Origin of the sequence: Bacillus sp. FJAT-47783 (assembly GCF_022808615.1) — a bacterium.
Lineage (GTDB): Bacteria > Bacillota > Bacilli > Bacillales > Aeribacillaceae > Bacillus_BZ.
Genome location: NZ_JAKZKS010000007.1, coordinates 1 through 25633 on the forward strand (window position 1 = coordinate 1; position 25633 = coordinate 25633).

Sequence of the window (25633 nt, forward strand, 5' to 3'; positions counted from 1 at the left end):
CCAAAGAATGAGGTGTTTTTTGCATTTTTAGAATCATTTGTCAATAAACATTTTTTACACCAATGAACCTTAGAACCACTATGGGTGCACTAACTTTTTAAAGTGCGAAGTTTGAGTTAATTACAATACGAAAAAATTAACAACGGAGTCGTTCCTAAAACTACTGCTTTTTGCGCAATTGCAGGAAGTTGAAAGTCTTCATGCACTTAGTGATTGTCTTTTTGATGACCATCTTCAGAAGGCTGTCGATCTTGATTCTATTAGTATTTCTCAACTGTCACGCCGTTTAAATGGGTTGAAACCAGATCTACTCCAAAGCCTTTTTCTCGATTTAGTATCACAAATTCATGCCAAAACGCATGATACGAAACTTGTGATGCCATTAAAAATCATCGATTCAAGTACTTTGCCACTGAATTTGACGAATCATAGGTGGGCAAAATTCCGCAAAACAAAGGCAGGAGTGAAACTGCATCTCCGTCTTGTATTTATGGAAAAAGGCACTTCCTACCCAGAAAAAGCCGTTATAACAGTGGCAAAAGAACATGACCGTGGTTACCTAGATTACGAAAGTTTTGATCGCAGTACAGATGATGGCTACTTTTTTCTTTCGAGGCTACGAAAAAACGCTGTTATACGGGAAGTTTACAACTTTAAACTACCTGAAAACTCTTCTGTTATGTCGGATCAAATGGTTTTTGATTGGTACGACACAAAACCGTGCTGAAAATTATTTTCTCCTAATAAAGGACATGGATACAAAAGGTAATGAACTCCATTTAATCACAAATCATTTTGATTTGAGTGCCGAAGAAATCTCAGAAATGTACAAATCACGTTGGCCCATTGAATTGTACCCTTTTGATGCTAACAGTAGTTTTTGCATTGTCTTTCTCCTTTCAATTTCAATCAGAATAGGAAGACACACCTTGTATATTACCAAATAGGCTATTATTTCTCAATATTTGGAAATTTGATTTTTCCTTCAATTCTATTGGGATTAATAGACAAAAAAATACTCAGATAATCCTGAGCATTTACTTTACTTCTCCATTTTTACTAATGTATTGTAATAATTGATTTTGAACGTTCCAAAGTTGTTCTTCTGTAGGAGATTTTTTCGATAAAAGGTCTGAAGCTGTTTGAAGTGAAGAAGGTGGAGAATCTAATTTGGCGATTTGTTCTTTTAATGTTTGAATTTGTTCTTCATTGGCTTCACTAGGAGATATTAATAGCTTTGAGGACATTTGTATCATTGTTTCCATCACTTGTTTCGTTTCTTCAGGATCACTTGCTGTCATTTCAACTGAAATTTGTTTATCAATTGGCTCGATTCCTTTATCACTCATCAATTGTTTCAGCTTTTTTCCTTCTTCCGCTGTCATCGCGATTCCGATAAAAACGTAAAACCCCTCATCCGCTTTAAATTTTGAAGCAGCCAATCCTCTTTCACTCAGATTTGATACTACCGTATCTGCTCCACTTTCTTTCGAATATAAACCTTCTTGGATGACAAACAATGGGAGTGATAAAGTGCCCTTTTCTCCACTAACAGGTGGGTTTTGTTTATTTTCTGATGCAGGTTGTGACTCCTCTACAACACTACTTGCGGGTGTCGCCTGTTCTTTTGATAAAAGTTGATTTGCAAACGTTCCGAATCCGATTCCGACGATAATAGCTAAAAGAATGGGCACAATATATTTCTTTGGTGAAATGCTTGTTAACGGTGAGGAACTGGCTACATACGGATGATTACGTTTTTTTTGTTTAGACTTCTTAGCGTCATTGACTACTACCTTAGGATCCTCTGGTAGCACCCAAGGAAAGTCATCTTCGTCCTTCTCTTTTTCTTCTTTAGCAGCGGCCATTTCTTTTTCGACTTTACGCTTTTCATCCCAGCTTGACACGTTCAATTTCGGTTCCCGCTCTTCTGTTTCCTTCTTTTGTTGAAGGTTTTCTTCATAATCTTGATTAGCACCATTAAATTTAATCACGATCTTTCGAGAAGTTTGCTCGTCCAATTTATCACCACCTTTTATGGCACACTCACGATTATCCATATGCTAACATAAGATAACTAAAAAATTTGTCACTTTTACGAAGGTTATTTTCTACAATTTAAGACATAAGAAAAGACACATCAAGCATTAAGCAAGTTGTGTCTTTTCACTGAATTACGGTATAAAATATTTTCGTACATCTGAGATAAAATAGAGAGACCCCGTTATGATCAGCACATCTTCATCGGTCATTGCATCAGTAATATCTTCTAGCGCTTCTCGCCAGTTTTCAACAAAGCGTTTCTGTTTCACATCTAGTTCATCGTATAGTTCTTTTGCACGCTTGGCTCGAGGAAAAGAAAATGAGGTTAAAACGATTTCATTCGCAAATGAACTCAAAATCACCATCATATCTGAAACCTCTTTGTCTTTTAATGCAGAAAATAATACCGTTATTTTTTTATTTTCAAAATGAGATAACACCGTTTCCTTTAACGCCTTAACACCTTCCACATTATGAGCTCCATCAATAATGATACGAGGTGTATGACAAACTTCCTCAAATCTCCCTTTCCAAAACGTTTTTTCTAATCCATTTTGGATATGTTCATCGCTAATGATAAATGAATAATATACTTGCAAAAAATTCGCAGCCATGACCGCTAAGCTAGCATTACTTCTTTGATGACTTCCTTTCATTGATACGGTTACGTTCTCATAATCGTTAAACGGTGTTTTTATAGAAAAGTTTGGCTCGATTTGAATTTGAAATTCTCGTCCAATTAAATAGTGCTTCGCTTTCTTTTGATTCGCAACACATTCAATAACTTGTAATGCTTCAGGCTGCTTTACCGCCGTTATAACGGGAACACCGTTCTTGATAATCCCCGCTTTTTGTTTAGCAATTTCCCGCAAACTCGCTCCTAAAATTCCCATATGGTCGTGACCGATGCTCGTAATAATTGAAACGAGCGGAGAAATAATATTCGTTGAATCATACGTTCCTCCTAAGCCTGTTTCAAGTAAAACAAGATCCGGCATATTCATTCTTCCAAAATAAAAAAAGGCCATCGCTGTAATCACTTCGAATTCTGTCGGAGCCCCTAAATTCGTTTCTTCTACTTCCTCGACAACCGGTTTTATTTTATTCGCAAGTTTCAAAAATTCCTCATCGGTTATCGGTTTTCCATTCATGCTGATCCGTTCATTAAATGTTTCAATATAAGGCGAAGTAAACGTACCAATTTCATACCCTGCTTCATTAAGTATTTCCTTTAAGAAAGCAATGGTTGACCCCTTCCCATTTGTTCCAGCTACATGAACATATCGAACATTCCGCTCTGGATGTCCTAATTTTTCCATCATGAGCCGCATTCGATCTAAACCTGGTTTAACACCGAATGTTAACCGTGAATGTAACCAATCTCTTGCTTCCTCATACGAAGTAAACAACCATTTTCCTCCCTTTTTCATGAATTATCTATGGAAAAAGAACCCGGAAGCTCCCGGGTTCCCTCTCTTTCTTATCCCTTTAATTCAGCAATCCGTTTTAATACCGCTTCACGCTTTTCAACATAGTCTTTTTCTTTTGCACGTTCTTCTTCTACAACATTTTGTGGAGCTTTCTTTAAGAATCCTTCATTGGATAATTTCTTTTGAACACGTTCCACTTCTTTATTCCATTTATCTAGTTCTTTTTCAAGACGTTTAACTTCTTCGTCTATATTAATTAACCCCTCTAGCGGAAGGAATAGTTCCGCACCGCTAACAATCGCCGTCATCGCTTTCTCAGGTGCTTTCAAGTCAGTATCAATGACAAGATCACTAGGATTACAGAAACGAACTAAATATTCTTTATTGCGCACCAATTGCTGTTTAATCTCTTCATTGCTTGCTTTAATTTGAAGTTGGATTTTTTTGCTCATCGGCGTATTAACTTCGGCACGGATGTTTCGAACGGAACGAATAACTTCAACGAGCAATTTCATTTCATTGGATGCATCTTTAAACATGAAGTCAGAACGAACTTTTGGCCACTCGGAAACGGTAATAGACTCACCTTGATGCGGGAGGTTTTGCCAAATTTCTTCTGTAATAAATGGCATAAATGGATGTAAGAGACGCATTGTTTGATCTAAAACGTAAGCGAGAATGGAACGAGTTGTGTGTTTTTGGGCTTCATCTTCACCGTATAACGGAAGCTTCGCCATTTCAATATACCAATCACAGAAGTCATCCCAAATGAAGTTGTACAGCACACGTCCTACTTCACCAAATTCATATTTTTCCGCAAGTTTCGTCACACTTTCAATCGTTTCATTTAGTCGTGTTAAAATCCACTTGTCCGCAACAGACTTTTCACCTGTTAAGTCAATTTCTTCATACGTTAACCCATCCATGTTCATGAGCGCAAAACGTGATGCATTCCAAATTTTGTTTGCAAAGTTCCAAACGGATTCCACTTTTTCAAAACTGAAGCGCAAGTCTTGACCTGGCGAACTGCCTGTTGCTAAGAAATAGCGGAGCGAGTCAGCACCGTACTTTTCAATAACATCCATTGGATCGACACCATTGCCTAATGATTTACTCATTTTACGTCCTTCAGCATCACGGACAAGACCGTGAATTAAGACATCTTTAAACGGGCGTTTATCAGTAAATTCAAGCGCTTGGAAAATCATGCGTGATACCCAGAAGAAAATAATGTCATAACCTGTCACAAGTACATTTGTTGGGTAATAACGATTATAATCACTCGCATTTTCATCTGGCCATCCCATCGTTGAAAACGGCCATAAAGCAGAACTAAACCACGTATCTAAAACATCGGAATCCTGCTCCCAGTTTTCAATATCTTGAGGTGGTTCGCAACCCACATATACCTCTCCTGTTTCTTTATGATACCAAGCTGGGATACGATGCCCCCACCAAAGCTGACGAGAAATACACCAGTCACGAATATTTTCCATCCAGTGTAAATACGTTTTTTCAAAGCGATCAGGAACGAATTGTACCTTTTCTTCTGATTTTTGCAAGTTCACAGCCGCTTCTGCTAATGGTTGCATTTTCACAAACCATTGTGTTGATAAATACGGTTCCACAACCGCTCCACTTCGTTCACTATGGCCAACAGCGTGCATATGTTCTTCAATTTTAAATAAAACGCCTTCTTCTTGTAAATCTTTCACAATTTGTTTTCGACATTCAAAGCGGTCCATTCCTTTATATTTTCCTGCTTTGTCATTCATTGTACCGTCTTCATTCATGACTAATATTCGTTCTAAATCATGACGATTTCCAATTTCGAAGTCGTTCGGGTCGTGAGCTGGTGTAATTTTTACAGCACCTGAACCGAATTCCATATCGACATAATCATCGGCAACGATTGGGATTTCGCGGCCAGTAATTGGGAGCTTTACATATTTTCCAATTAAATTCTTATAGCGGTCATCCTCTGGATGAACGGCAACAGCTGTATCTCCAAGCATTGTTTCCGGACGTGTCGTTGCAATTTCTATATGCCCGTCTCCATCCGCTAAAGGATAACGCATATGGTAAAGAGCGCCTTGAACATCTTTATAGATGACTTCAATATCAGATAAAGCTGTTTTCGTTTCAGGGTCCCAGTTAATAATATATTCACCGCGGTAAATAAGTCCTTTTTCATATAATGATACAAATACTTGACGAACAGCTTTTGATAGTCCTTCGTCCATTGTGAAGCGCTCACGTGAATAGTCTAGGCCTAGCCCTAGCTTCGCCCATTGCTGGCGAATATGCCCTGCATATTCCTCTTTCCACTTCCATGTTTCTTCAACAAATTTTTCCCGACCTAAATCGTAGCGAGATTTCCCTTCTTCACGTAGCTTTGCCTCCACTTTCGCTTGTGTGGCAATCCCGGCATGGTCCATTCCCGGAAGCCACAAAACATCAAAACCTTGCATGCGCTTCATACGGGTCAAAATATCTTGAAGTGTTGTATCCCACGCATGACCAAGGTGTAATTTACCTGTTACGTTTGGTGGTGGAATAACAATTGTATATGGTTCTTTTCCTTCATCATCTTTTGCTTCAAAAAATTTCCCGTCTAACCAAAATTGATAACGATCCTGTTCAACAGAGGTTGGATCGTACTTTGTTGACATTGATTTCTCACTCATCAAGAAAGCCTCCCTTTTTTTCTAAGAAAATAAAAAAACTCCCTTCATCCAAAAAAAGGACGAAAGGAGTGAGTTTCGCGGTACCACCTTTTTTCATAGAGATACTCTCTATGCACTTCATTTAGATAACGGCAATGACCGGCCTTCTTTACTAAATGGCAAGCAAAATTCAAGAAGGCTGCTCCAGGGCGACATTCCAACGATACGACCTAGGAAATCTCCCAGCACTTGATTTCCCTCTCTGAAAGGTGTTCTTCGTTGTACTCTTCCCTTTCCACGCATGTTATAAGTTGTATAGATATCTATGATATATACTACTAAAAAAAGTTTTTTTTCGTCAATCATCTTTCCCTTTTTTCTTTTCTTTTATACATTTTATAGACACTTTCCATAAAAAGTAACATACAATAAAGCAAATACGTAAATCCGCACACGGGAGGTAAACATGAAAAAGAGATTTAACCCTTATTCACTCCCCCCATGGCTTCGAAATTTTCGTGCTATTTTAGAACAATTTGTTTTACCCCTGACGATTTTCCAAGGAATTCGTACATTGTTTTTCCCTACAACGTTTGATGTATTTCTATTAGCCCTTCTCGTTTTGTTAACATTGGCCTTTCATTTTGAATGGTTTTAAAAACCCCCTCATCCTACTGATTAAGATGAAGGGGTTTCACTTTGTTCCTTTTGATTTTCAAGCTCAAGCCATTTCATAACTACATACTCGCAATTTTTCATTAACCAGTAACGTTTCATCATTTTCCTGCAAAAGCTACTTTCTACTCTTTTTCCATCTTTTCGATTATATTGCTCTACAATGCGAAAAATTGGGGATGGATATGCTAAATAACTTAGAAATAATTTCTTCTCTCCATCTGTTAGGGCAAAAGTTTGTTCATATTTTTCTAACCACCCAATACATTCATCACATTGTATCGGAAAACTAGTTAATTTTCTTTGAAAAGAGAAAATTAAATCGTGTATTGGCGCACCATAATAAGCTCGTTCAAAGTTTGTTAAATAGCAGTTATCCCGTTCATCTTTCAACAAATGTGAAGAAGAAATATGCCCATGGTTTAAAACAATTCTTGCCACTGGCTTTTTCTTCAGCGACTCATACCATTCATTTAACTTTTGTTTTGCCATTTGAGAAGCTTGCATTGTTTCCGTGAAAAATAAAACCGCTTGTAGTTCAAAAGGGGACATATACCACCTTTTTTCACATCGTTCCACAAATTGCTCAAACAAATTCTCCTCTTGCTCCCATTTTGATAAAACCATCGCATAGTGGTGCTCATAATCTTTTTCTTCAAACTTCCACTCTTTTTTCGTTCGAAGATGTAAATGTGCCAACGCTTCATAAAGTTCAAGCTCTGTATGCTTTTGGTCATCTCTCATGTTTTGTGGAACCCAAGGCATGACATAATAAATGGATTCGCCTTTATTCACAAACCACTCGTTCTGTCTTGTCGGATAGATGGGAATATACGATTGGTAGCTTGACTGCATTAAAATCGTGTAATTTTGAATGAATGTCTTTCCTTTTTCAGCCGGGATTTTTTTTATTGCATATGTTCCTTTATCTGTATGAATTTTTAACACTTTATCTGTTACACGCTCTATATAATTCGTACGAAGATTATACTCCTTACACACTTCGCTTAATTCTTCATAACTCATTCGTGAGACCACTCGCTCTCTTATGAGGTAAATATCAATGCTAAATCCCCCTTATGAACGGAAGAAAAACAGCCCATATATTCGAGCTGTTTCCTTACGTCTACACGATCGATATAGGTGAATACCATTTTCTATCCACCCTTTCTACAAGCAATGGGATGATTAATGGTTTACATAAACAGGAATATATAAAATTTGACCATCATATACAGTTGGATCGGCTTCTAAATTATTTATACGAATTAACTGCTGCACCGTAATGTCATAACGATGACAAATTTCTTCCACCGTATCCCCTCGTTGTACAATGCACATTTTTAATTTCGAAAATTCCTCTTCATCTTCTCGTGTGAACAGTTTGGTTAAATAAAGGGAATTGTCATTTTTTCGCTCATGTTTTTGTTCTACAGAAGCCTCTTCTGACGGCTTTTCATGTGCAGCCAATTTCACTTCTTGGTGCTCTTCGTAACGCGCCTCCTTCTCATAATTAGCGGAAATAGTGTCATCTTCTTGTTTCTGTTTTGCTTCGATAATATACGATGAATAGTCCTCATCTTCCTCTTCTTTTTGTAAAAGCATATTTGATAATACATGGGTAGGTTCTATTTCACTATCTATATCTTCTGTTTGTTCAGAACGGTACAATGGCTCTAACTGTTCCTCTTGTTCCGTTCCAGTCTCGTTTTCTCCCTCCTCTTCAATGTCAATTCCACTTTCCTCTTCTGTTTCAAGTTCTCTTTCATCTTCAGTCTCGTCCACCTCCTCGCTATATACTTCTTCCTCTTCACGTATACCTAGAATCGTAATATCTGCCATTAACTTTAAACAACGCTCTTCGAGAAAGTCATAGTCAAATGATTCGACTGTCACGTATACATCCTCTAAATTCGTCACACGATTACGTGGAATCGTTATATCAACGGGAAAATGGTGAACAAGTTCTGATACACCATCTTCTCTTGTCTCAACGTGTTGCAAAAATCTTGCGCCTGAAAATTGGTATGGGTCACGATCTATTTCCTCTTTTTCTTCATCATCCATCTTATATTCACCTTCAAGCTGTAAAGCCCCTTTTATCGAAACGTATTGATCATGCTCACGTATAGAAATATCAGGCTCAAGAGATATCGATAATAACTCATGAACTTCCTGTCCTTTTTGAAACCAAACCGATTCTTCAACTGAAAAACGTAACGATGATGCGTGATCTTGTGGCACACTTTCTCCTCCTCTCAATTTCCATATAAAATGACGATGACAGTAAAGGTTTATGATAAGAAGAGAAAAAATATGTCAAATGAAAAAAAGCTTGTAGAGAAATCTCTTTTTCTCTACAAGCTTCACGTTAACAATATCTCATTTATATTACTTTACTAATTTTGAAAATGATTTTTCAGCTGCAGCAATTGTTTTTTCAATATCTTCGTTCGTATGAGCAGTAGATAAAAACAATCCTTCAAACTGAGAAGGTGGTAGGTAAACCCCTTCATTTGCCATTTCACGGTAGAAGTTAGCAAAGAACTGTAAATCAGATTGTTTAGCTGTTTCATAATTTTCCACCGTTTGACTGTTAAAAAAGATCCCAATCATAGATCCTGCTCTGTTAACCGCAACGGGAACGCCATATGTTTCTGACAGGCTCTTAAACCCTTCTTCTAGGCGGTCCGCTTTCTTTCTAAACTCCACATACACTTCTGGTGTTAATTGGCGAAGTGTTTCATATCCAGCCGTCATAGCAAGCGGATTCCCAGATAATGTTCCAGCTTGATAAATAGGTCCACTTGGTGCAATTTGTTCCATAATGTCCGCTTTACCACCGTATGCTCCTACCGGGAGGCCTCCTCCAATCACTTTACCAAGACATGTTAAATCCGGCGTAACCCCATAATAACCTTGAGCACAATGATAATCCACACGGAATCCTGTCATTACTTCATCAAAAATAAGAAGAGAACCATACTCCGTTGTAAGATTACGTAATTGTTGTAAAAAGTCTTGTTTTGGCGGAACAACTCCCATATTACCAGCTACTGGTTCCACTATGACTCCCGCAATATCGTTGCCAAATTGTTCGAACGCATAACGAACACTTTCTAAATCATTATACGGTACAGTAATCGTATTAATAGCAACTCCTTCTGGAACACCAGGACTATCAGGAAGACCAAGTGTTGCTACACCAGATCCTGCTTTAATTAATAGAGAATCACCGTGACCGTGGTAACACCCTTCAAATTTTAAAATTTTATTTCGTCCTGTATAGCCGCGAGCCAATCTTAATGCACTCATCGTCGCTTCTGTTCCAGAGTTGACCATACGAACGACTTCAATGGATGGAACACGTTCAATCACAAGCTCGGCTAATTTGTTTTCAATCAATGTAGGTGTACCAAAGCTCGTACCATCTTCTGTCACTTTTTTTAACGCTTCAACGACTTGTTCATTCGCATGACCTAAAATGAGCGGTCCCCACGAAAGGACGTAATCGATATATTCATTACCGTCAATATCGTAAATTTTTGACCCTTTCCCACGTTCTATAAAGATCGGATCTAAATTTACTGACTTAAACGCGCGTACTGGACTGTTTACTCCACCTGGCATTAATTGTTTCGCTTTTTCAAATGCTTGTTTTGATTGTTCATATCGATTCACCGTTACAAACCCCCTTTAAAAATTATTGTTCCTTTAACCAACGAGCAGCATCTTTCGCAAAGTATGTAATAATTAAATCAACTCCTGCTCGCTTCATGCCTGTTAACATTTCTAGTACCGTTTCTTTCTCATTTATCCAGCCATTTTGACTAGCGGCTTTAATCATCGAATACTCACCACTAACATTATAAGCAACGAGCGGAACATTATAATGATTTTTCACATCTCGAATAATATCTAAATAGGCTAATGCTGGTTTAACAATTAAAAAATCGGATCCTTCTGCTACGTCTGATTCTGCTTCTCTTAATGCTTCTAATCGGTTTGCAGGATCCATTTGATACGTCTTTCGGTCACCGAATTTTGGTGAGCTATGTGCAGCATCACGAAATGGACCGTAAAAAGCACTAGAATACTTAACCGCATAGGACATAATCGGAATATGTTCATATCCTGTCTCGTCAAGAGCTTGACGTATACGGGCGACAAATCCATCCATCATATTGGAAGGAGCAATAATATCAGCACCTGCTTTTGCTTGACTAACAGCTGTTTTCGCCAATAATTCAAGGGTCGGATCATTTAATACAATACCCTCTTCGATAACGCCACAATGTCCATGATCGGTATATTGGCAAAGACACGTGTCAGCTGCAACAACTAGTTCTGGATACTGCTCTTTTATTTGTTTAATGGCACGCTGTACAATCCCACATTCATGATAAGCTTCAGAACCAACCTCATCTTTCTGAGCTGGAACACCGAAAATGATGACGGATTTAATACCAAGAGATACGACTTCCTCAATCTCTTTTCGTAACAAATCGAGAGAAAGTTGATACACACCTGGCATTGATTCAACAGGATTACGCTTATTTTCACCTTCAACAACAAAAATCGGATACATAAAATCTTCTGTTCGCAAATATGTTTCGCGAACAATGGCTCTTATATTTTCACTGCTTCTTAGGCGACGATGCCTTGAAAATGGTAAACTCATCTCATTTCCTCCTTTTGATGTTTCACATCTTCTATAATCGTTTGAATCATATTTTCAATCGTGAACTTGCTCGGCACTAATACTCGTTTGGCACCATGTGAAAGAATGGCCTTTTTTGTCACCGATCCGATACAGACACAAGGCAATTGATTCCACTCTTCTTTTAGATGATGCTTATTCATAACATTCATAAAACTATGTACAGTAGAAGGACTTGTAAACGTTAAATAATCCAAGCTATGTTGTTTCAAAGATTGAACAAGCTTCTCCTCATTTGAAACGATATGTGTCGTTTCGTATGCGACAAAATCAATCACTTGATAATGATGCTCTACTAACGTGTTCCGAAGTAACGGGCGTGCTAAATTCCCTCTAACAACAACAATTTTACTTGATGCAGGAACGGATTGAAGCATTTCCTTTACGAGAGCTTCAGCTGTAAAACTTGTTGGCATTATATCTATACCTATATGGTACTCTGATAACAATTGTTTCGTTTTTTCTCCTACTACAGCAATACGGTAAGCAGAAAGAGCCGTGATATCTAACCCGACAGTCTTCATATGCTCCCGAAAGAATTCAACACCATTTTTACTCGTAAAAACAAGCCAATCTTCATTAGAAAGTTGTTGAAACAGTTCTTTAACATTTAGTAATAACTGGCTTCTTTTTATATCAATTAGTGGTATCTCAATTGAAATACCACCATGTTTATGAATATATTTAGAAAATTCACTCGCTTGATGAACAGCTCTTGAATTTAATATTCGTACTCCTTTTAAAGGCTGTCCACTGTTCATTCATGGTCAAGCTCCTTTTTCACTCGATCAATTAAATCTTTTGCTCCTTTTTCTGCTAATAGATTAGCTACAGTTTCACCAATTTCAATTGGGTTTGTACCCGATTTCGTTTCTTTATAGACGATTCTTCCATCCGGAGAGGTAACGAGACCCGTGAATGTAATGTGATTCTCTTGACTAACAGAGGCAAAACCTGCTATAGGAACTTGGCACCCGCCCTCCATCTTATGTAAAAAGGCACGCTCTGCTTTTACTGCAAGCTCCGTTTCCATATGATTTAACGTACTTAACAAATTTAACATCTCTTCATCGTTTTTGCGACATTCAATGGCTAATGCACCTTGTCCAACCGCCGGGAGACAAATGGACGGATCTAGAAATTCTGTAACGACATCATCACTCCAACCCATACGTTTTAACCCAGCAGCAGCTAAAATGATGGCATCATAATCTTCGTTTTTTAACTTCTCAAGACGTGTGTCAATATTGCCGCGGATCCATTTAATCTGTAAATCAGGACGAGTAGCTAAAATCTGCGCACCTCTTCGTAAGCTGCTCGTTCCAACAATTGCACCGCTCTTTAAATCACGGAATGTTTGAAAATCTTTTGCAATAAGGGCATCTCGGTGGTCTTCTCGCTCTGGAATACAGCCAATGGTTAAACCATCCGGTAAAATTGCTGGCATATCTTTCATACTATGCACAGCCATATCAATTTCACCGTCTATCATCGCTTGCTCAATTTCTTTTACGAACAGCCCTTTCCCACCAACTTTTGAAAGCGTCACATCTAATATTTTATCTCCCTTTGTCACGATTTCTTTAATTTCAAATTCATTACGTACACCTAGAGATTTTAATTGATTAATAACCCATTTCGTTTGGGTCATCGCCAACTTACTTCTTCTTGATCCGACAACAATTTTTCTCATGTTCACCCTCCTACAAGATCCGTTCATTACGAATACCAGAAATGGAAGCGTGATAAGCTCCCAAATAGAAATAAATTAATCAATAAAATTAAAAATGAGGCAATGTTTAACAAGGCAACGTTTTTTCCTTGCCACTCTTTTACAATACGGCTATATATATAGTAGCTATAAATCGAAATGACCATAAATGAGCCGAGCACTTTCGCATCATACCACCTAAAATCTTGCAATTTGACAGAGGCCCAAATGACACCAAGTATTAATCCTAATAACAGCATTGGTACGCCAATGACATTTAATACGTAAGACATATGGTCAAGCTTCGATAAGTCTTGTATTCGAATGAGCCTTTCCCCCCATTTTTTCTTCTTCAATAAGTTGTATTGAATCATATATAAAATCGAAAAAACGAATGAAAGAGAAAAAGCTCCATAGCTCAATATAGCCATTGTAATATGAATGAGCAAAAGCTCCGATATTAGTTGACTTGAAACTTCTGCTGAGATTGCATTAGATGGGGCAAATGTATGTAAAGAAACCATGATAAACCCGATAATATTTGTAAAGAACAAAATAAATTCCACGCGAAGAAATCGGTGTAAAACGAGAGATAAGGTAATCAATACCCACGAATAAAAATAAAGCCCTTCAAATACATTTAAAACAGGAAAGCGATCATGAACAATCATTTGATTAAATAAAAAAAGCGTTTGTAGAAGCCAAACAATAGAAAGTAACCAGAAGGCTGCGCTGTTTGCCTTCCGGTTACTGTGCAAGAAATCTATAAAATAAAGCAGTACACTTAAAGCGTACAAAATAACCATGAATTCATTTATACGCAAATAGCTTGAGTCTACCATAAATCCATTTCCTTTCACTTACATTTGAAGTGAAACATTTTCGTTCTCCTTCACATTTGCTTGAAACGATATATCTGTTTTTTGCCGTTCTTTTTTCGTTTCTTCTTCAATATTAAAAATTTCTTGGAACAATTGTAAATTTTGATTGCGGTCTTGATCAGCAGCGAGCTCCTTAACTTTTAAAATAGGGTCGCGTAAAAGCTGGTTGATAATGCTTTTCGTATGCTTGTTTAATACTTTCTTTTCACGTTCCGTTAAATTAGGTATTTTCCGCTCAATACTTTTCATCGTTTCAGCTTGAATGGCTAATGCTTTTTGTCTTAATGCCGAAATGACAGGGACAACGCCAAGCGTATTTAGCCAATTTGTAAATTCAACGATACCTTCTTCGATTAATAATTCAATTACCGCAGCGCTCTTTTTACGTTCTGCTAAGTTAGCTTCTACAATCCCCTCTAAATCGTCAATATCATATAAAAAGACGCTTTCGAAATCGCCAAGGGCTGGGTCTAAATCTCGAGGCACTGCAATATCAACCATGAAAAGTGGACGACCTTTTCTCATTTTATCAACATGTTCCATCATTTCTTTCGTAATGACATAATGATTAGCACCCGTCGAACTAATCAAAATATCTGCTTCAAGTAACGCGCACTGAAGCTCAGCAAGACGCTTCGCTTTTCCTTGGAACCGCTCAGCCAGCTGCTCTGCTTTTTCAAATGTTCGGTTAATGACCGTAATGTTCTTTACACCACTACCGTTTAAATTTTGTACAGCTAACTCTCCCATTTTTCCGGCGCCTAAAATAAGAACGTTTTTATTGCTTAAATCACCAAAAATTTTCTTTCCTAATTCCACAGCAGCATATGAGACTGAAACAGCATTTGAACCAATTTCCGTCTCAGCATGTGCACGCTTGGCGATGGTAATCGCTTCTTTAAAAAGATGATGAAAGACCGTGCCGATTGTTCCGTTTTCTTGTGCAAGTAAAAAGCTTGATCGTACTTGTCCTAAAATTTGTGTTTCACCTAATACCATTGAATCAAGCCCACAAGCCACTTTATATAAATGTTCAACAGCATGTTCACTCTCGTAGTATTTTATATAAGAAGCAAAGTCGTCAATCTCTATATGAAACCACTCCGCTAGAAATGCTTTTAAATAATAGCGGCCAGTATGGAGTTGGTCAACGACAGCATATATTTCTGTTCGATTGCACGTGGAAACGATTACGTTTTCCAAAACACTTTTTTGCTTTTTTAGCTGTTTCATCGCATCTGCTAAATCATTTTCCTGAAAGCTTAGCTTTTCGCGAATCTCAACAGGGGCTGTTTTATAGTTTAGCCCAATCGCTAAAATATGCATAATAACCCCCCTATCCCTTCGATGTGTTCTTTCATTATTATAACATGACAAAAAACAAGAGCTTAAAAAAAATGTGAACAGTATTTGAAAGTGTATAATGAATCGTCCATACTAAAATATTTCTTCTATTGTACCTTAACAAAAATATTTTTCTGGAGCAAGGATTCTCGTTTACCAAAACTTATTATTTGTTAGAAAAAAATAGTTATACGATAAAAAACGGACATATTGCCCGTTTTTTAGTTTACACTCCTATTTTTTTACAACTAACTAATACTATAAAACCGAATGGAGGAAATCTCGTGTACGCTGTTCTTTTGGCTGTTCGAAAATTTGTTCCGGTGTACCGACTTCTACTATTTTTCCATCATGCATATAGACAATTTGATCTGCTACTTCGCGGGCAAAGCCCATTTCATGGGTGACAACGACCATTGTCATCCCTTCTTTTGCCAACTCCTTCATCGTTGCCAACACTTCTCCGACAAGCTCAGGATCTAAAGCAGAAGTAGGTTCGTCAAATAGCATGACTTCTGGTTTCATCGCTAATGCTCGAGCAATCGCAACACGTTGCTTTTGTCCACCTGACAGTTTGGCTGGGTAAACATTTTCTTTATCTAATAATCCGACTTTTTCTAAAAGTCGCCTAGCTTCTTGTAACACACTCTCTTTCGGAAGACGCTTCACATGTAAAGGAGCTTCTATTATGTTTTCTAATACCGTCTTATGGGGAAATAAATGAAAGTGTTGAAAGACCATTCCAACTTTTTGTCTCACTTTGTTTAAGTCATGTGTTTGAACATCGATCTCTTCTTCGTCAATGATCACTTTCCCATTATCTTTTATCTCTAAAAAATTTAAACAACGTAATAACGTACTTTTTCCAGAACCGCTGGCGCCTATTAAACAGACAACGTCACTTTCATAAACGGTTAAATCAATATTTTTCAAAACGTGTAATTCGCCGAATGACTTATTTAATTGTTGAACTTCTATCATCACGCGTTTAGCCAACTTTCATTCCTCCTATCGTTCACTAACTGCTAGCTTTTTCTCTACCAAATTAACTAGTAATGTTAAAATTAAGACTAAAAATAAGTAATAAATAGCAACAATAAGTAAGTACGTCATATTATCAAAAGAATTGGCTCCTTCTGTCGTTGCAACATTAAATAATTCATAAAGACCAATAAATGCAGCAAGAGAAGAATCTTTTAGTGCAATAATAAATTGATTCCCTAAAGGTGGCATCGCACGTCGAAACGCTTGTGGTAATATTATGCGTCGCATCGTTAATGATTGGCTCATGCCAAGGGATCGTCCTGCTTCCATCTGGCCGCGATCGATGGACTGAATCGTTCCACGGAAAATTTCAGCAATATACGCTCCGTTATGGAAAGCAAGTCCTAAAGCGACGGACCAAAATTGGGAGATATGAAGAGAGGTTAAACCAAAGTAGAAAATGAAAATTTGGACAATTAACGGTGTACCCCGAACGATATAAATGTATAAATCAGCCATCCATTCCAACACTTTTCGATTGGATATTTTTAAAAAGGCAAAAAAGAGACCGATAAAAATGGCAATGAAAACAGATACTAGTGTAACTTGTAACGTAACAAGCATTCCGTGTAAAAACATATCAAATGATTCAATAAACTTTTCAAACACATGTGATAAAGTTGGCATCTCACTCATCCCCTGTTCTATATGCATGAAGTTTGGATAAAAGAAGGAATGTGCCGATTGAACACATTCCTGTGAACCTCATTACTCTGGTTTTGTTGTAATATCTTTACCGATATACTTTTCACTTATTTCCTTTAATGTGCCATCTTCTCTCATTTTCTCTAGCGCTTCATTTATTTTTTCTAATAATTCTGTATTATCTTTCGCAACAGCAATCGCTTGTTCACTCGTACCGATCGCCTTACGCCCTTCCACTTTAAGCCCATTACCAATTGCTTCTTGTCCTGTAACAAAGTCTGTAATGACCGCATCATGCTTTCCGTTGCTTAACGCTTCTAATGCCGTTACATCGCTATCATATTGAATAACATTATCTGTTGCTTCACTTGAAATCTTTGCATATGTAGAGCCTTTCGATACAGCAACTTCTTTTCCAGATAAATCATCCATCGACTGAATATCACTATCAGGTCTTACGAAAATATGCGGACCAGAATAATAATAAGGTGTTGAAAAAGCGACCTGTTCTTTTCTCTCATCTGTAACAGTATGACTAGCTACCGCTGCATCAAATCTCCCTGTTTTAACCCCTTCTACAATTCCTGCAAACTTAAATTTCTTTTGTGAAGGTTCAAGACCTAAATGTTCGGCTACAGCATTCGCTACATCAATATCAAACCCTGTCATTTTCCCATTACCATCTGTTACACTAAATGGTGCATATTCCCCTGATGCAGCAAACGTAAACTTACCTTCTTCTACAAGCTTCATTCCTTTATCACTAGACGAGCTTGAGCTACTTTCCGTCCCACACCCGACTAACAGTGTAAAGAACATCAACAATAACACAACAAACATAAACCTTTTTTTCATCATTGCACCCCTCTTTTTTCTAAATTTTTCGTCTTTTTTCATTATACTGTTTGATAAGTTTTTCTTTCAAAGTCTAAAAACTCAAGTAACTTTCCCTTATCAAACGATAGACTAAATCTCTCCTGTATAACTAAACAATTCGCAAACATGCTGTCATATCCTGTCTTTTCCTCTAATTTCCTGAAAAAGACCTATATATTCGTCATAATTCGCTATAATGAACAACGAAGACTTCATGAACCCTTGAAAACAATTTAGATTCTGGAAATATAAAAAAGCAACGGGTTTTAATCCGTTGCTTTTATTCCCATCGCTTTTAATAAGACAGCCCACGCTTCATTTTTTCCTTTTCCTGTTTCACTCGAAAACAAGATTAATTCGTCTCCTGCTTCCATTTCTAACGTTTCTCTTACGACTTTTAAATGCTTTTCCCATTTTCCTTTCGGGATTTTATCAGCCTTTGTCGCTACAACGATAACAGGGATTTCATAATATTTTAAGAAATCATACATCATCACATCGTCATTTGTTGGTGCATGACGGACATCGACGATTAAAACGACTGCTTTTAACACATCACGCGTTGTTAAATACGTTTCAATCATTTTCCCCCATGCTTCTCGTTCTTTTTTCGATACTTTCGCAAAGCCATAACCAGGTACATCGACAAAATGAAATTGTTCATTGATCATGTAAAAGTTTAATGTTTGTGTCTTTCCTGGTTTTGAAGATGTGCGAGCTAAATTTTTGCGATTGAGTAGCTTATTGATAAATGAAGACTTTCCAACGTTGGAGCGTCCGGCTAAAGCGATTTCGGGAATTCCTTCGTTCGGATATTGTTCTTTTTTTACAGCACTAATGACAATCTCTGCACTTTTTATTTTCATACTACCTCTCCCACTAATGCATGTTGTAACACTTCATCGAGGTGTGACACGAGGACAAAAGTTAATTCGTTGCGTACGCTTTCTGGAATTTCCTCTAGATCCTTTTCATTATCTTTTGGTAAAATCACTTTTTTCAATCCAGCTCTATGGGCACTTAATGCTTTTTCTTTTAAGCCGCCGATTGGTAATACACGACCCCGTAACGTAATTTCCCCTGTCATGCCAACATGTCGGCTTACTGGAATTCCCGTTAAAGCAGAAATGAGAGCAGTTGCCATTGTAATTCCTGCTGACGGACCATCTTTCGGTACTGCACCTTCTGGGACGTGAATGTGAATATCATTCTTTTCATGAAAGTCAGGATCAATTTTCAAGTCCTCTGCACGTGTACGTATATAACTAAATGCGGCCTGAGCAGATTCCTTCATCACATCACCGAGCTTCCCGGTTAAAATAAGTTTTCCTTTTCCCGGTGAGAGCGATACTTCAATTGAAAGTGTGTCACCGCCAACAGTTGTATAAGCAAGGCCTGTTGCCACGCCAACTTGATCTTTATGCTCAGCTTGTCCATAACGGAACAGTCGTTTCCCTAAATAATCCTCGATATTTTTTTCCGTAATTATAATTCGCTTTCTTTCACCTGTTACAACCAATTTAGCTGCTTTTCGACAGATAGCTGCAAGCTTTCTCTCAAACCCACGCACTCCAGCCTCTCTTGTGTAATAACGAATAATACTTTGAAACGCATCGTCCCTTAATTGAAGATGGGATTTTTTTAATCCGTGCTCTTTCATTTGTTTCGGTAATAAATGATCTTTCCCGATGTTAATTTTTTCAACTTCCGTATAACCGGCAATTGTAATGATTTCCATACGATCACGTAATGGTCCTGGAATCGTTGCTAAATTATTCGCGGTTGCGATAAACATTACTTTCGATAAATCGTACGGTTCTTCAATATAATGGTCACTAAAATTATAGTTTTGCTCAGGGTCTAGTACTTCAAGTAAGGCTGCCGATGGATCACCACGAAAGTCAGCAGACATTTTATCAATTTCATCTAATAAGAAAACCGGATTTATCGTGCCAGCCTTTTTCATTCCTTGAATAATTCTTCCTGGCATTGCTCCTACGTAAGTTCTTCTGTGACCTCTGATTTCCGATTCATCCCTTACGCCGCCAAGTGAAACGCGGACGAAATTTCGATTTAACGATTTTGCAATAGAACGAGCTAATGATGTTTTTCCGACACCTGGAGGTCCTGCTAAACAAAGTATCGGTCCTTTTAAGGAATTCGTTAATTGTTGAACAGCTAAATATTCAAGAACGCGTTCTTTTACTTTATCTAAACCATAATGTTCTTCGTGTAAGACTTCTTCAGCAACGCGTACGTCTATACGATCTTCTGTCGCCTCAGACCATGGTAAGGAAAGGAGCCAATCAATATAGTTTCGAATCACCGCACTTTCAGCTGATGAAGAAGGCACTTTTTCATATCTATCAAGCTCTTTTAGAGCCGTTTTCTGAACGTGCTCGGGCATACCTGATTGACTAATTTTTTCTTTCAGCCCTTCAATCTCCCCAACTTTTCCTTCTTTTTCTCCAAGTTCTTTTTGAATGGCTTTCATTTGTTCGCGTAAGTAGTATTCCTTTTGTGTCCGTTCCATCGAACGTTTAACACGTTGGCCAATTTTCTTTTCTAATTGAAGGACTTCTTTTTCATTATGAATGATTTCGATAATCGTATTTAAACGGTCTTTAATATGAAACGTTTCTAAAATATGTTGTTTATCCTTCAATTTAATCGGCAAATGAGAGGCAATTAAATCGGCTAATCTTCCTGGTTCATCAATGTCGGCTACGGTAGCGAATGTTTCACTTGTCAATTTCTTCGACATTTTTATGTATTGCTCAAAATAGTCAAGCGCTGTACGCATTAGCGCTTCTTCTTCAACATCCTTTTCCTGCCGCTCTTCAAAGGTCGTAACTTCTACAGACATGTATGATTCTTCATCAATAAACTTTTCAATGGAACCGCGCTTCAATCCTTCCACTAACACGCGAATCGTTCCATTTGGAAGCTTTAGCATCTGTTTAATTTTCGTTAATGTACCGATTGCGTATATATCATCTTCTGTCGGATCATCAATCGAAATTTCTTTTTGTGTTGTTAAAAAAATGGTATGATCGTCCATCATTGCTTTTTCTAATGCTTGGACCGATTTTTCCCTTCCAACATCTAAATGTAATACCATCGTAGGGTAAACAAGTAATCCTCGAAGCGGTAGGAGGGGGACGATTTTTGTTTCCGTTTTCGCCATTATGTAACACCTCCATAGATGTAAGTCAAATAGTACTAGAAAATTGTTCTTGTTCAATTCTATCCTATTCTAACACAAGTGTCTATTTTTAAGTATTTAAGGGAAATGTGTTATGTAGTATACCCTTTCAAGCTAGAAATAGTAGATATCAGTGAAACTTCATTCAGTGGGTTTTTTTATCCTCCAGTGAATATTAGTCTCTATGGGATAACCTAAAGTTTTCCCCCGATTATCTTCTTTGCTTTACTACTGAATCTTGAGGTGGGGCCTTACTACTCATTAATAGTGGGATAAAATAAAAAGTAGCAAGAGCTGCTGTCTTGCTACAAATTGAAATCGTTTATACTGACTCTTTTTTCGGGAAGGAACGACTACTTTCAGTTGGGGGATTTACTAATGCAATATCGAGCACTTCCTGAAAGTGTGTAACAGGAATAATTTGAATCCCCTCAATATCTTTCATAATGGCTTGTACATTTTCTTGTGGAATGATGACCGTTTTCGCTCCAGCATTTTTAGCAGCTTTTATTTTCGGAATGATTCCGCCAATCGGTTTTACTTGACCGTGAATACTTATTTCTCCTGTCATGGTAACGGTGTTATCGATCGGGATCTTATGTATAGCAGAAAAAATGCCTGTTGCCATGGCGATTCCTGCACTTGGTCCATCAATTGGTATTCCTCCTGGGAAATTTACGTGTATATCATAATCCTCTGCATTCACGCCCATTGAACGTAATACAGTAATCACATTTTCGATCGAACCTTTCGCCATGCTTTTACGTCGAATCGACTTCCCCCGGTCACCGATACTTTCTTCTTCCACTATTCCAGTGATGTTCATGGTTCCTTTTTCTTTCGCTGGAATAACTGTCACTTCGATTTCAAGAAGAGCTCCTGTATTTGGTCCATATACAGCTAAACCGTTTACTAAACCAACTTGAGGTTGTTCATTCACATTTCTCTCCATTCTTGGAGAAAGTTGACTTGATTGGACGACCCATTCGATATCCGCTACTGTTATTTCATTTCGTTTTTCTGTTAAAGCAATACCTGCGGCAATTTGAACCATATTCACACATTCACGACCGTTACGTGTATATGAGGTTAATACCGAAATTCCTTTTTCGCTAACCTTCATATTTACCTTTTCAGCTGCATTACGCGCGACTGTTGCAAGCTCTTCTCGATCTAACTCGCGAAAGAACACTTCTAAACATCGCGAGCGAATAGCAGGTGGTATTTCATTAGGTGTTCTTGTCGTTGCCCCAATTAAACGAAAGTCAGCAGGCAGACCATTTTGAAAAATATCGTGAATATGCTTAGGGATTTGAGTATTTTCCTCACTATAATAAGCACTTTCTAAAAATACTTTTCGATCTTCTAAAACCTTTAGCAATTTATTCATTTGTATTGGGTGTAACTCTCCAATTTCATCAATAAACAGCACTCCACCATGAGCGTGTGTCACAGCTCCTTGCTTCGGTTGTGGAATTCCAGCTTGCCCCATAGCTCCTGCACCTTGGTATATCGGGTCGTGAACGGAGCCAATGAGCGGATCTGCAATCCCTCGTTCATCGAATCGAGCTGTTGTTGCATCTAACTCCACAAATTCAGCATTTTCTTTAAACGGAGAATGCTCATTTTTTTTTGCCTCTTCCAAAACAAGTCTGGCAGCAGCCGTTTTCCCGACCCCTGGCGGACCGTAAATGATAACATGTTGTGGATTAGGTCCACAAAGCGCAGCTTTTAACGATTTTATACCATCTTCTTGTCCGACTATATCTTGAAAACTTTTTGGGCGCACTCTTTCCGCAAGCGGAACAGACAATTGAATAGAGCGCATTTTTCTTAATTGTTCCATTTCTTTTCTTGATTCTCGGTCAATGGACACCTTTTGTGTACGTTGATTTTTTAATAAATTCCAAAAATAAAGTCCGATAATCACACCGAAAAATAGTTGTATAAAAAGCGCCACACTTGTCCAATTCATACGTAATCCCTCCCACACCGAAATATGTTTTTTCTATTATCTCCTCAACTTAAGCACATTAAACGTATTAGCATATATAAGATTAAATACGCATACGCTAGTAAACAAAAGTGTAGAACGTTCACCGAACCGCGTACAAACTGGCTATTTTAGCGTATCATACTCACCTTTTAAAAAATGAGGGGGATATTTATGAATATGGATGCTTCAAAAGGCGATATCGTAGTACAAATCACATGTGATTGTGGTGGCGAAGAATCATACTACTTTGATTGTGAAACGTATGAATTAAAAATGATTACATGCCCAACATGTAAAACAGACCTTTCTTTTTAATAGGAACAAAAAATGCGATAGCTTCGCTAAAAGCGGCGTGCAAACTGTACCATTTCAGTAGGAGATAAAGAAAACTCGAGCGACGTTTCAGTCAACATTAACTGATCGTATGGATGAAATGGGAAGTTTGCTTGCCGCAAGCAACTATGAACAGAGTCTACATATTGGAAATGTATAATTTCCTTAACAGCAAAAAACATCTCCAATGGTTGGAGATGTTTTTCAAATAATAATTATATTTTCGTTTATCGGTTATCGGAAACCGAATTTATCCATTGAAATCGGCCATTTCACCGATTTCGACTATTCTGACCTCTAACATCTAACTTCTCTGAACAATTCGCGATTTGTTCTTTAAGCAGACGTTTTAGTGTCTTTATTATTAACTAAAACGGTACCGTCATTCATCACTAATTTAGGTGATGTTTTAGCTGTTACAGTTTCAGCCGTAATGATACATTTTGAAACATCGTCACGAGAAGGTAAGTCAAACATCACATCTAACATAATTCCTTCTATGATCGAGCGAAGACCACGCGCTCCAGTTTTTCGTTCAATTGCTTTTTTGGCAATTTCACGTAACGCCTCTTCTTCAAATTCAAGTTCTACTCCATCTAAATCAAGCATCTTTTGATATTGCTTAACGAGGGCATTTTTCGGTTCTGTTAAAATTTGAATGAGCGCATCTTCATCAAGCGGTAATAAGCTTGCTGTAACGGGAAGACGACCAATAAACTCTGGAATTAATCCAAATTTCAGCAAATCTTCCGGAAGAACTTTAGACAGTAGCTCTTTTTGATCTAATTCTTTTTGTTTATTATCTGCACCAAAGCCGATTACTTTTTGCCCTAAGCGACGTTTAATAATTTGTTCAATACCATCAAACGCCCCACCACACACAAATAAAATATTTGTCGTATCGATTTGAATAAACTCTTGATGTGGATGCTTACGTCCACCTTGTGGCGGTACACTTGCAACAGTACCTTCTAAAATTTTCAGCAATGCTTGTTGTACACCTTCTCCGGAAACATCACGCGTAATAGATGGGTTTTCAGATTTACGTGCTACTTTATCAATTTCGTCGATGTAAATAATCCCTTTTTCGGCTTTCTCAACATCATAGTCCGCAGCTTGAATCAGCTTAAGTAAGATATTTTCAACATCTTCCCCCACATATCCAGCTTCTGTTAAAGAAGTTGCATCTGCGATGGCAAACGGCACATTCAAGATTCTCGCGAGCGTTTGAGCTAGAAGTGTTTTACCACTACCTGTTGGTCCGATTAATACAATATTACTTTTCGATAGTTCCACGTCATCAATCTTACTATTTGAATTAATCCGTTTATAATGATTATATACCGCTACTGATAACGATTTTTTCGCTTGCTCTTGCCCAATAACATATTCATCTAAAATTTCTAGAATTTCTTTTGGCTTCGGTACATCTTTAAATTCAACTTCTTCCTCCGTACCAAGCTCCTCTTCAACTATTTCAGTACAAAGTTCAATACATTCATCACATATATATACACCCGGACCAGCTACTAACTTACGAACTTGATCTTGTGTTTTTCCACAAAATGAACATTTAAGCTGACCTTTATCATCATTAAATTTAATCATGTTTATCACCCCTTGGTTCTTTATCTCTATCTCCAAAAAACCCTAATATGCAATTGACATCATTGACCTAATTATTACAAAATAGGGAAATTGGGTACAAATACATTAAAAAACGAAAGCTCAAGTATGTATTGCATTTATTATACACGAAAGAAAAGCGATAATAAAAAGATATGTTTCACGTTTACGATTAAGTATGTACTATTATTGTTTAGAATACCCATTTCATGTCATTTAAAAACAATATCCATTCTTATTCAACTAGACTAGCGCAAAATAATCCAACCTTTAAAAAGTTGAAGTCAACCAAAACTTCCTCCCGTAATCATCATTACGTTCAGCCAAAAACAATACTACTTATTTGTTATGTAATTCGTTATAAACTGTGTATATTCCTTCAATCCTCTAACGTATTTTTTAGGTAAGTTACTGACAAGTTCTTTCAATCGTTTCATG

Annotated in this window: 20 protein-coding genes, 1 pseudogene and 1 other annotated feature; of the genes and pseudogenes, 3 read left to right on the forward strand and 18 right to left on the reverse strand. The window is 37.6% G+C overall.

What is annotated here, in order from left to right; translation table 11 throughout:
• Positions 1-127: 127 nt before the first annotated feature.
• A pseudogene (locus MLD65_RS06995) lies at positions 128-857 on the forward strand (transposase); the annotation flags it as partial.
• 180 nt (positions 858-1037) lie between these two features.
• On the opposite strand, the gene MLD65_RS07000 reads toward MLD65_RS06995, so the two are convergent.
• From MLD65_RS07000 to MLD65_RS07010, 3 genes are all read right to left on the reverse strand, one after another.
• A complete protein-coding gene (locus MLD65_RS07000; RefSeq protein ID WP_243291158.1) occupies positions 1038-2021 on the reverse strand; it encodes a hypothetical protein in 984 nt (327 codons plus the stop codon).
• A 153-nt stretch (positions 2022-2174) separates the two neighbouring features.
• Entirely contained in the window at positions 2175-3452 is a 1278-nt protein-coding gene (locus MLD65_RS07005; protein ID WP_243291159.1) for a bifunctional folylpolyglutamate synthase/dihydrofolate synthase, read from the reverse strand.
• Between the two features lie 71 nt (positions 3453-3523).
• Positions 3524-6160, reverse strand: a complete 2637-nt coding sequence (locus MLD65_RS07010) for a valine--tRNA ligase (RefSeq protein WP_243291160.1) — start codon at positions 6158-6160, stop codon at positions 3524-3526.
• Between the two features lie 52 nt (positions 6161-6212).
• Positions 6213-6446 (reverse strand) — a binding site (T-box leader).
• Between the two features lie 159 nt (positions 6447-6605).
• Here MLD65_RS07010 and MLD65_RS07015 point away from each other — a divergent pair.
• Positions 6606-6797, forward strand: coding sequence for a hypothetical protein (locus MLD65_RS07015; protein WP_243291161.1), 192 nt, complete (start codon positions 6606-6608; stop codon positions 6795-6797).
• Positions 6798-6817: 20 nt separating this feature from the next.
• On the opposite strand, the gene ysxE is transcribed toward MLD65_RS07015, so the two are convergent.
• The 14 genes from ysxE to lonB all read right to left on the reverse strand — a co-directional run bounded on the left by ysxE (position 6818) and on the right by lonB (position 23215).
• Entirely contained in the window at positions 6818-7840 is a 1023-nt protein-coding gene (gene ysxE, locus MLD65_RS07020; RefSeq protein ID WP_243291162.1) for a spore coat protein YsxE, read from the reverse strand.
• A gap of 162 nt (positions 7841-8002) precedes the next feature.
• On the reverse strand, positions 8003-9058 hold the full coding sequence (spoVID, locus tag MLD65_RS07025; protein ID WP_243291163.1) for a stage VI sporulation protein D: 1056 nt from the start codon (positions 9056-9058) through the stop codon (positions 8003-8005).
• Between the two features lie 147 nt (positions 9059-9205).
• Positions 9206-10495, reverse strand: a complete 1290-nt coding sequence (hemL, locus tag MLD65_RS07030) for a glutamate-1-semialdehyde 2,1-aminomutase (protein ID WP_243291164.1) — start codon at positions 10493-10495, stop codon at positions 9206-9208.
• A gap of 22 nt (positions 10496-10517) precedes the next feature.
• Positions 10518-11495 (reverse strand): porphobilinogen synthase, encoded by a 978-nt coding sequence (hemB, locus tag MLD65_RS07035; RefSeq protein ID WP_243291165.1) that lies wholly within the window; start codon positions 11493-11495, stop codon positions 10518-10520.
• Positions 11492-12295, reverse strand: a complete 804-nt coding sequence (locus tag MLD65_RS07040) for a uroporphyrinogen-III synthase (protein WP_243291166.1) — start codon at positions 12293-12295, stop codon at positions 11492-11494. Before MLD65_RS07040 ends, hemB begins: the two co-directional genes overlap by 4 nt.
• On the reverse strand, positions 12292-13227 hold the full coding sequence (gene hemC / locus MLD65_RS07045) for a hydroxymethylbilane synthase (protein ID WP_243291167.1): 936 nt from the start codon (positions 13225-13227) through the stop codon (positions 12292-12294). The genes MLD65_RS07040 and hemC overlap by 4 nt, the downstream gene beginning before the upstream one ends.
• Before the next feature lie 26 nt (positions 13228-13253).
• The gene (gene ccsA / locus MLD65_RS07050) at positions 13254-14087 is read right to left on the reverse strand and encodes a cytochrome c biogenesis protein CcsA (protein ID WP_243291168.1); all 834 of its coding nucleotides are present in this window, start codon (positions 14085-14087) and stop codon (positions 13254-13256) included.
• Positions 14088-14105: 18 nt separating this feature from the next.
• Entirely contained in the window at positions 14106-15452 is a 1347-nt protein-coding gene (hemA, locus tag MLD65_RS07055; RefSeq protein WP_243291169.1) for a glutamyl-tRNA reductase, read from the reverse strand.
• 276 nt (positions 15453-15728) lie between these two features.
• The gene (locus MLD65_RS07060) at positions 15729-16451 is read right to left on the reverse strand and encodes an amino acid ABC transporter ATP-binding protein (RefSeq protein ID WP_243291269.1); all 723 of its coding nucleotides are present in this window, start codon (positions 16449-16451) and stop codon (positions 15729-15731) included.
• A gap of 27 nt (positions 16452-16478) precedes the next feature.
• Complete coding sequence (locus MLD65_RS07065; RefSeq protein ID WP_243291170.1) at positions 16479-17141, reverse strand: amino acid ABC transporter permease; 663 nt, start codon at positions 17139-17141, stop codon at positions 16479-16481.
• A gap of 81 nt (positions 17142-17222) precedes the next feature.
• Complete coding sequence (locus tag MLD65_RS07070; protein ID WP_243291270.1) at positions 17223-18014, reverse strand: transporter substrate-binding domain-containing protein; 792 nt, start codon at positions 18012-18014, stop codon at positions 17223-17225.
• Between the two features lie 287 nt (positions 18015-18301).
• Complete coding sequence (gene yihA / locus MLD65_RS07075) at positions 18302-18901, reverse strand: ribosome biogenesis GTP-binding protein YihA/YsxC (protein ID WP_243291171.1); 600 nt, start codon at positions 18899-18901, stop codon at positions 18302-18304.
• Positions 18898-21222 (reverse strand): endopeptidase La, encoded by a 2325-nt coding sequence (gene lon / locus MLD65_RS07080; protein ID WP_243291172.1) that lies wholly within the window; start codon positions 21220-21222, stop codon positions 18898-18900. The genes yihA and lon overlap by 4 nt, the downstream gene beginning before the upstream one ends.
• Positions 21223-21562: 340 nt before the next feature.
• On the reverse strand, positions 21563-23215 hold the full coding sequence (gene lonB, locus MLD65_RS07085) for an ATP-dependent protease LonB (protein ID WP_243291173.1): 1653 nt from the start codon (positions 23213-23215) through the stop codon (positions 21563-21565).
• A gap of 192 nt (positions 23216-23407) precedes the next feature.
• On the opposite strand from lonB, the gene MLD65_RS07090 reads away from it, so the two are divergent.
• On the forward strand, positions 23408-23551 hold the full coding sequence (locus MLD65_RS07090; RefSeq protein WP_243291174.1) for a hypothetical protein: 144 nt from the start codon (positions 23408-23410) through the stop codon (positions 23549-23551).
• Between the two features lie 354 nt (positions 23552-23905).
• Here the strand turns inward: MLD65_RS07090 and clpX are convergent, their stop codons facing one another.
• Positions 23906-25177, reverse strand: a complete 1272-nt coding sequence (gene clpX / locus MLD65_RS07095; protein ID WP_243291175.1) for an ATP-dependent protease ATP-binding subunit ClpX — start codon at positions 25175-25177, stop codon at positions 23906-23908.
• Positions 25178-25633: the final 456 nt, after the last annotated feature.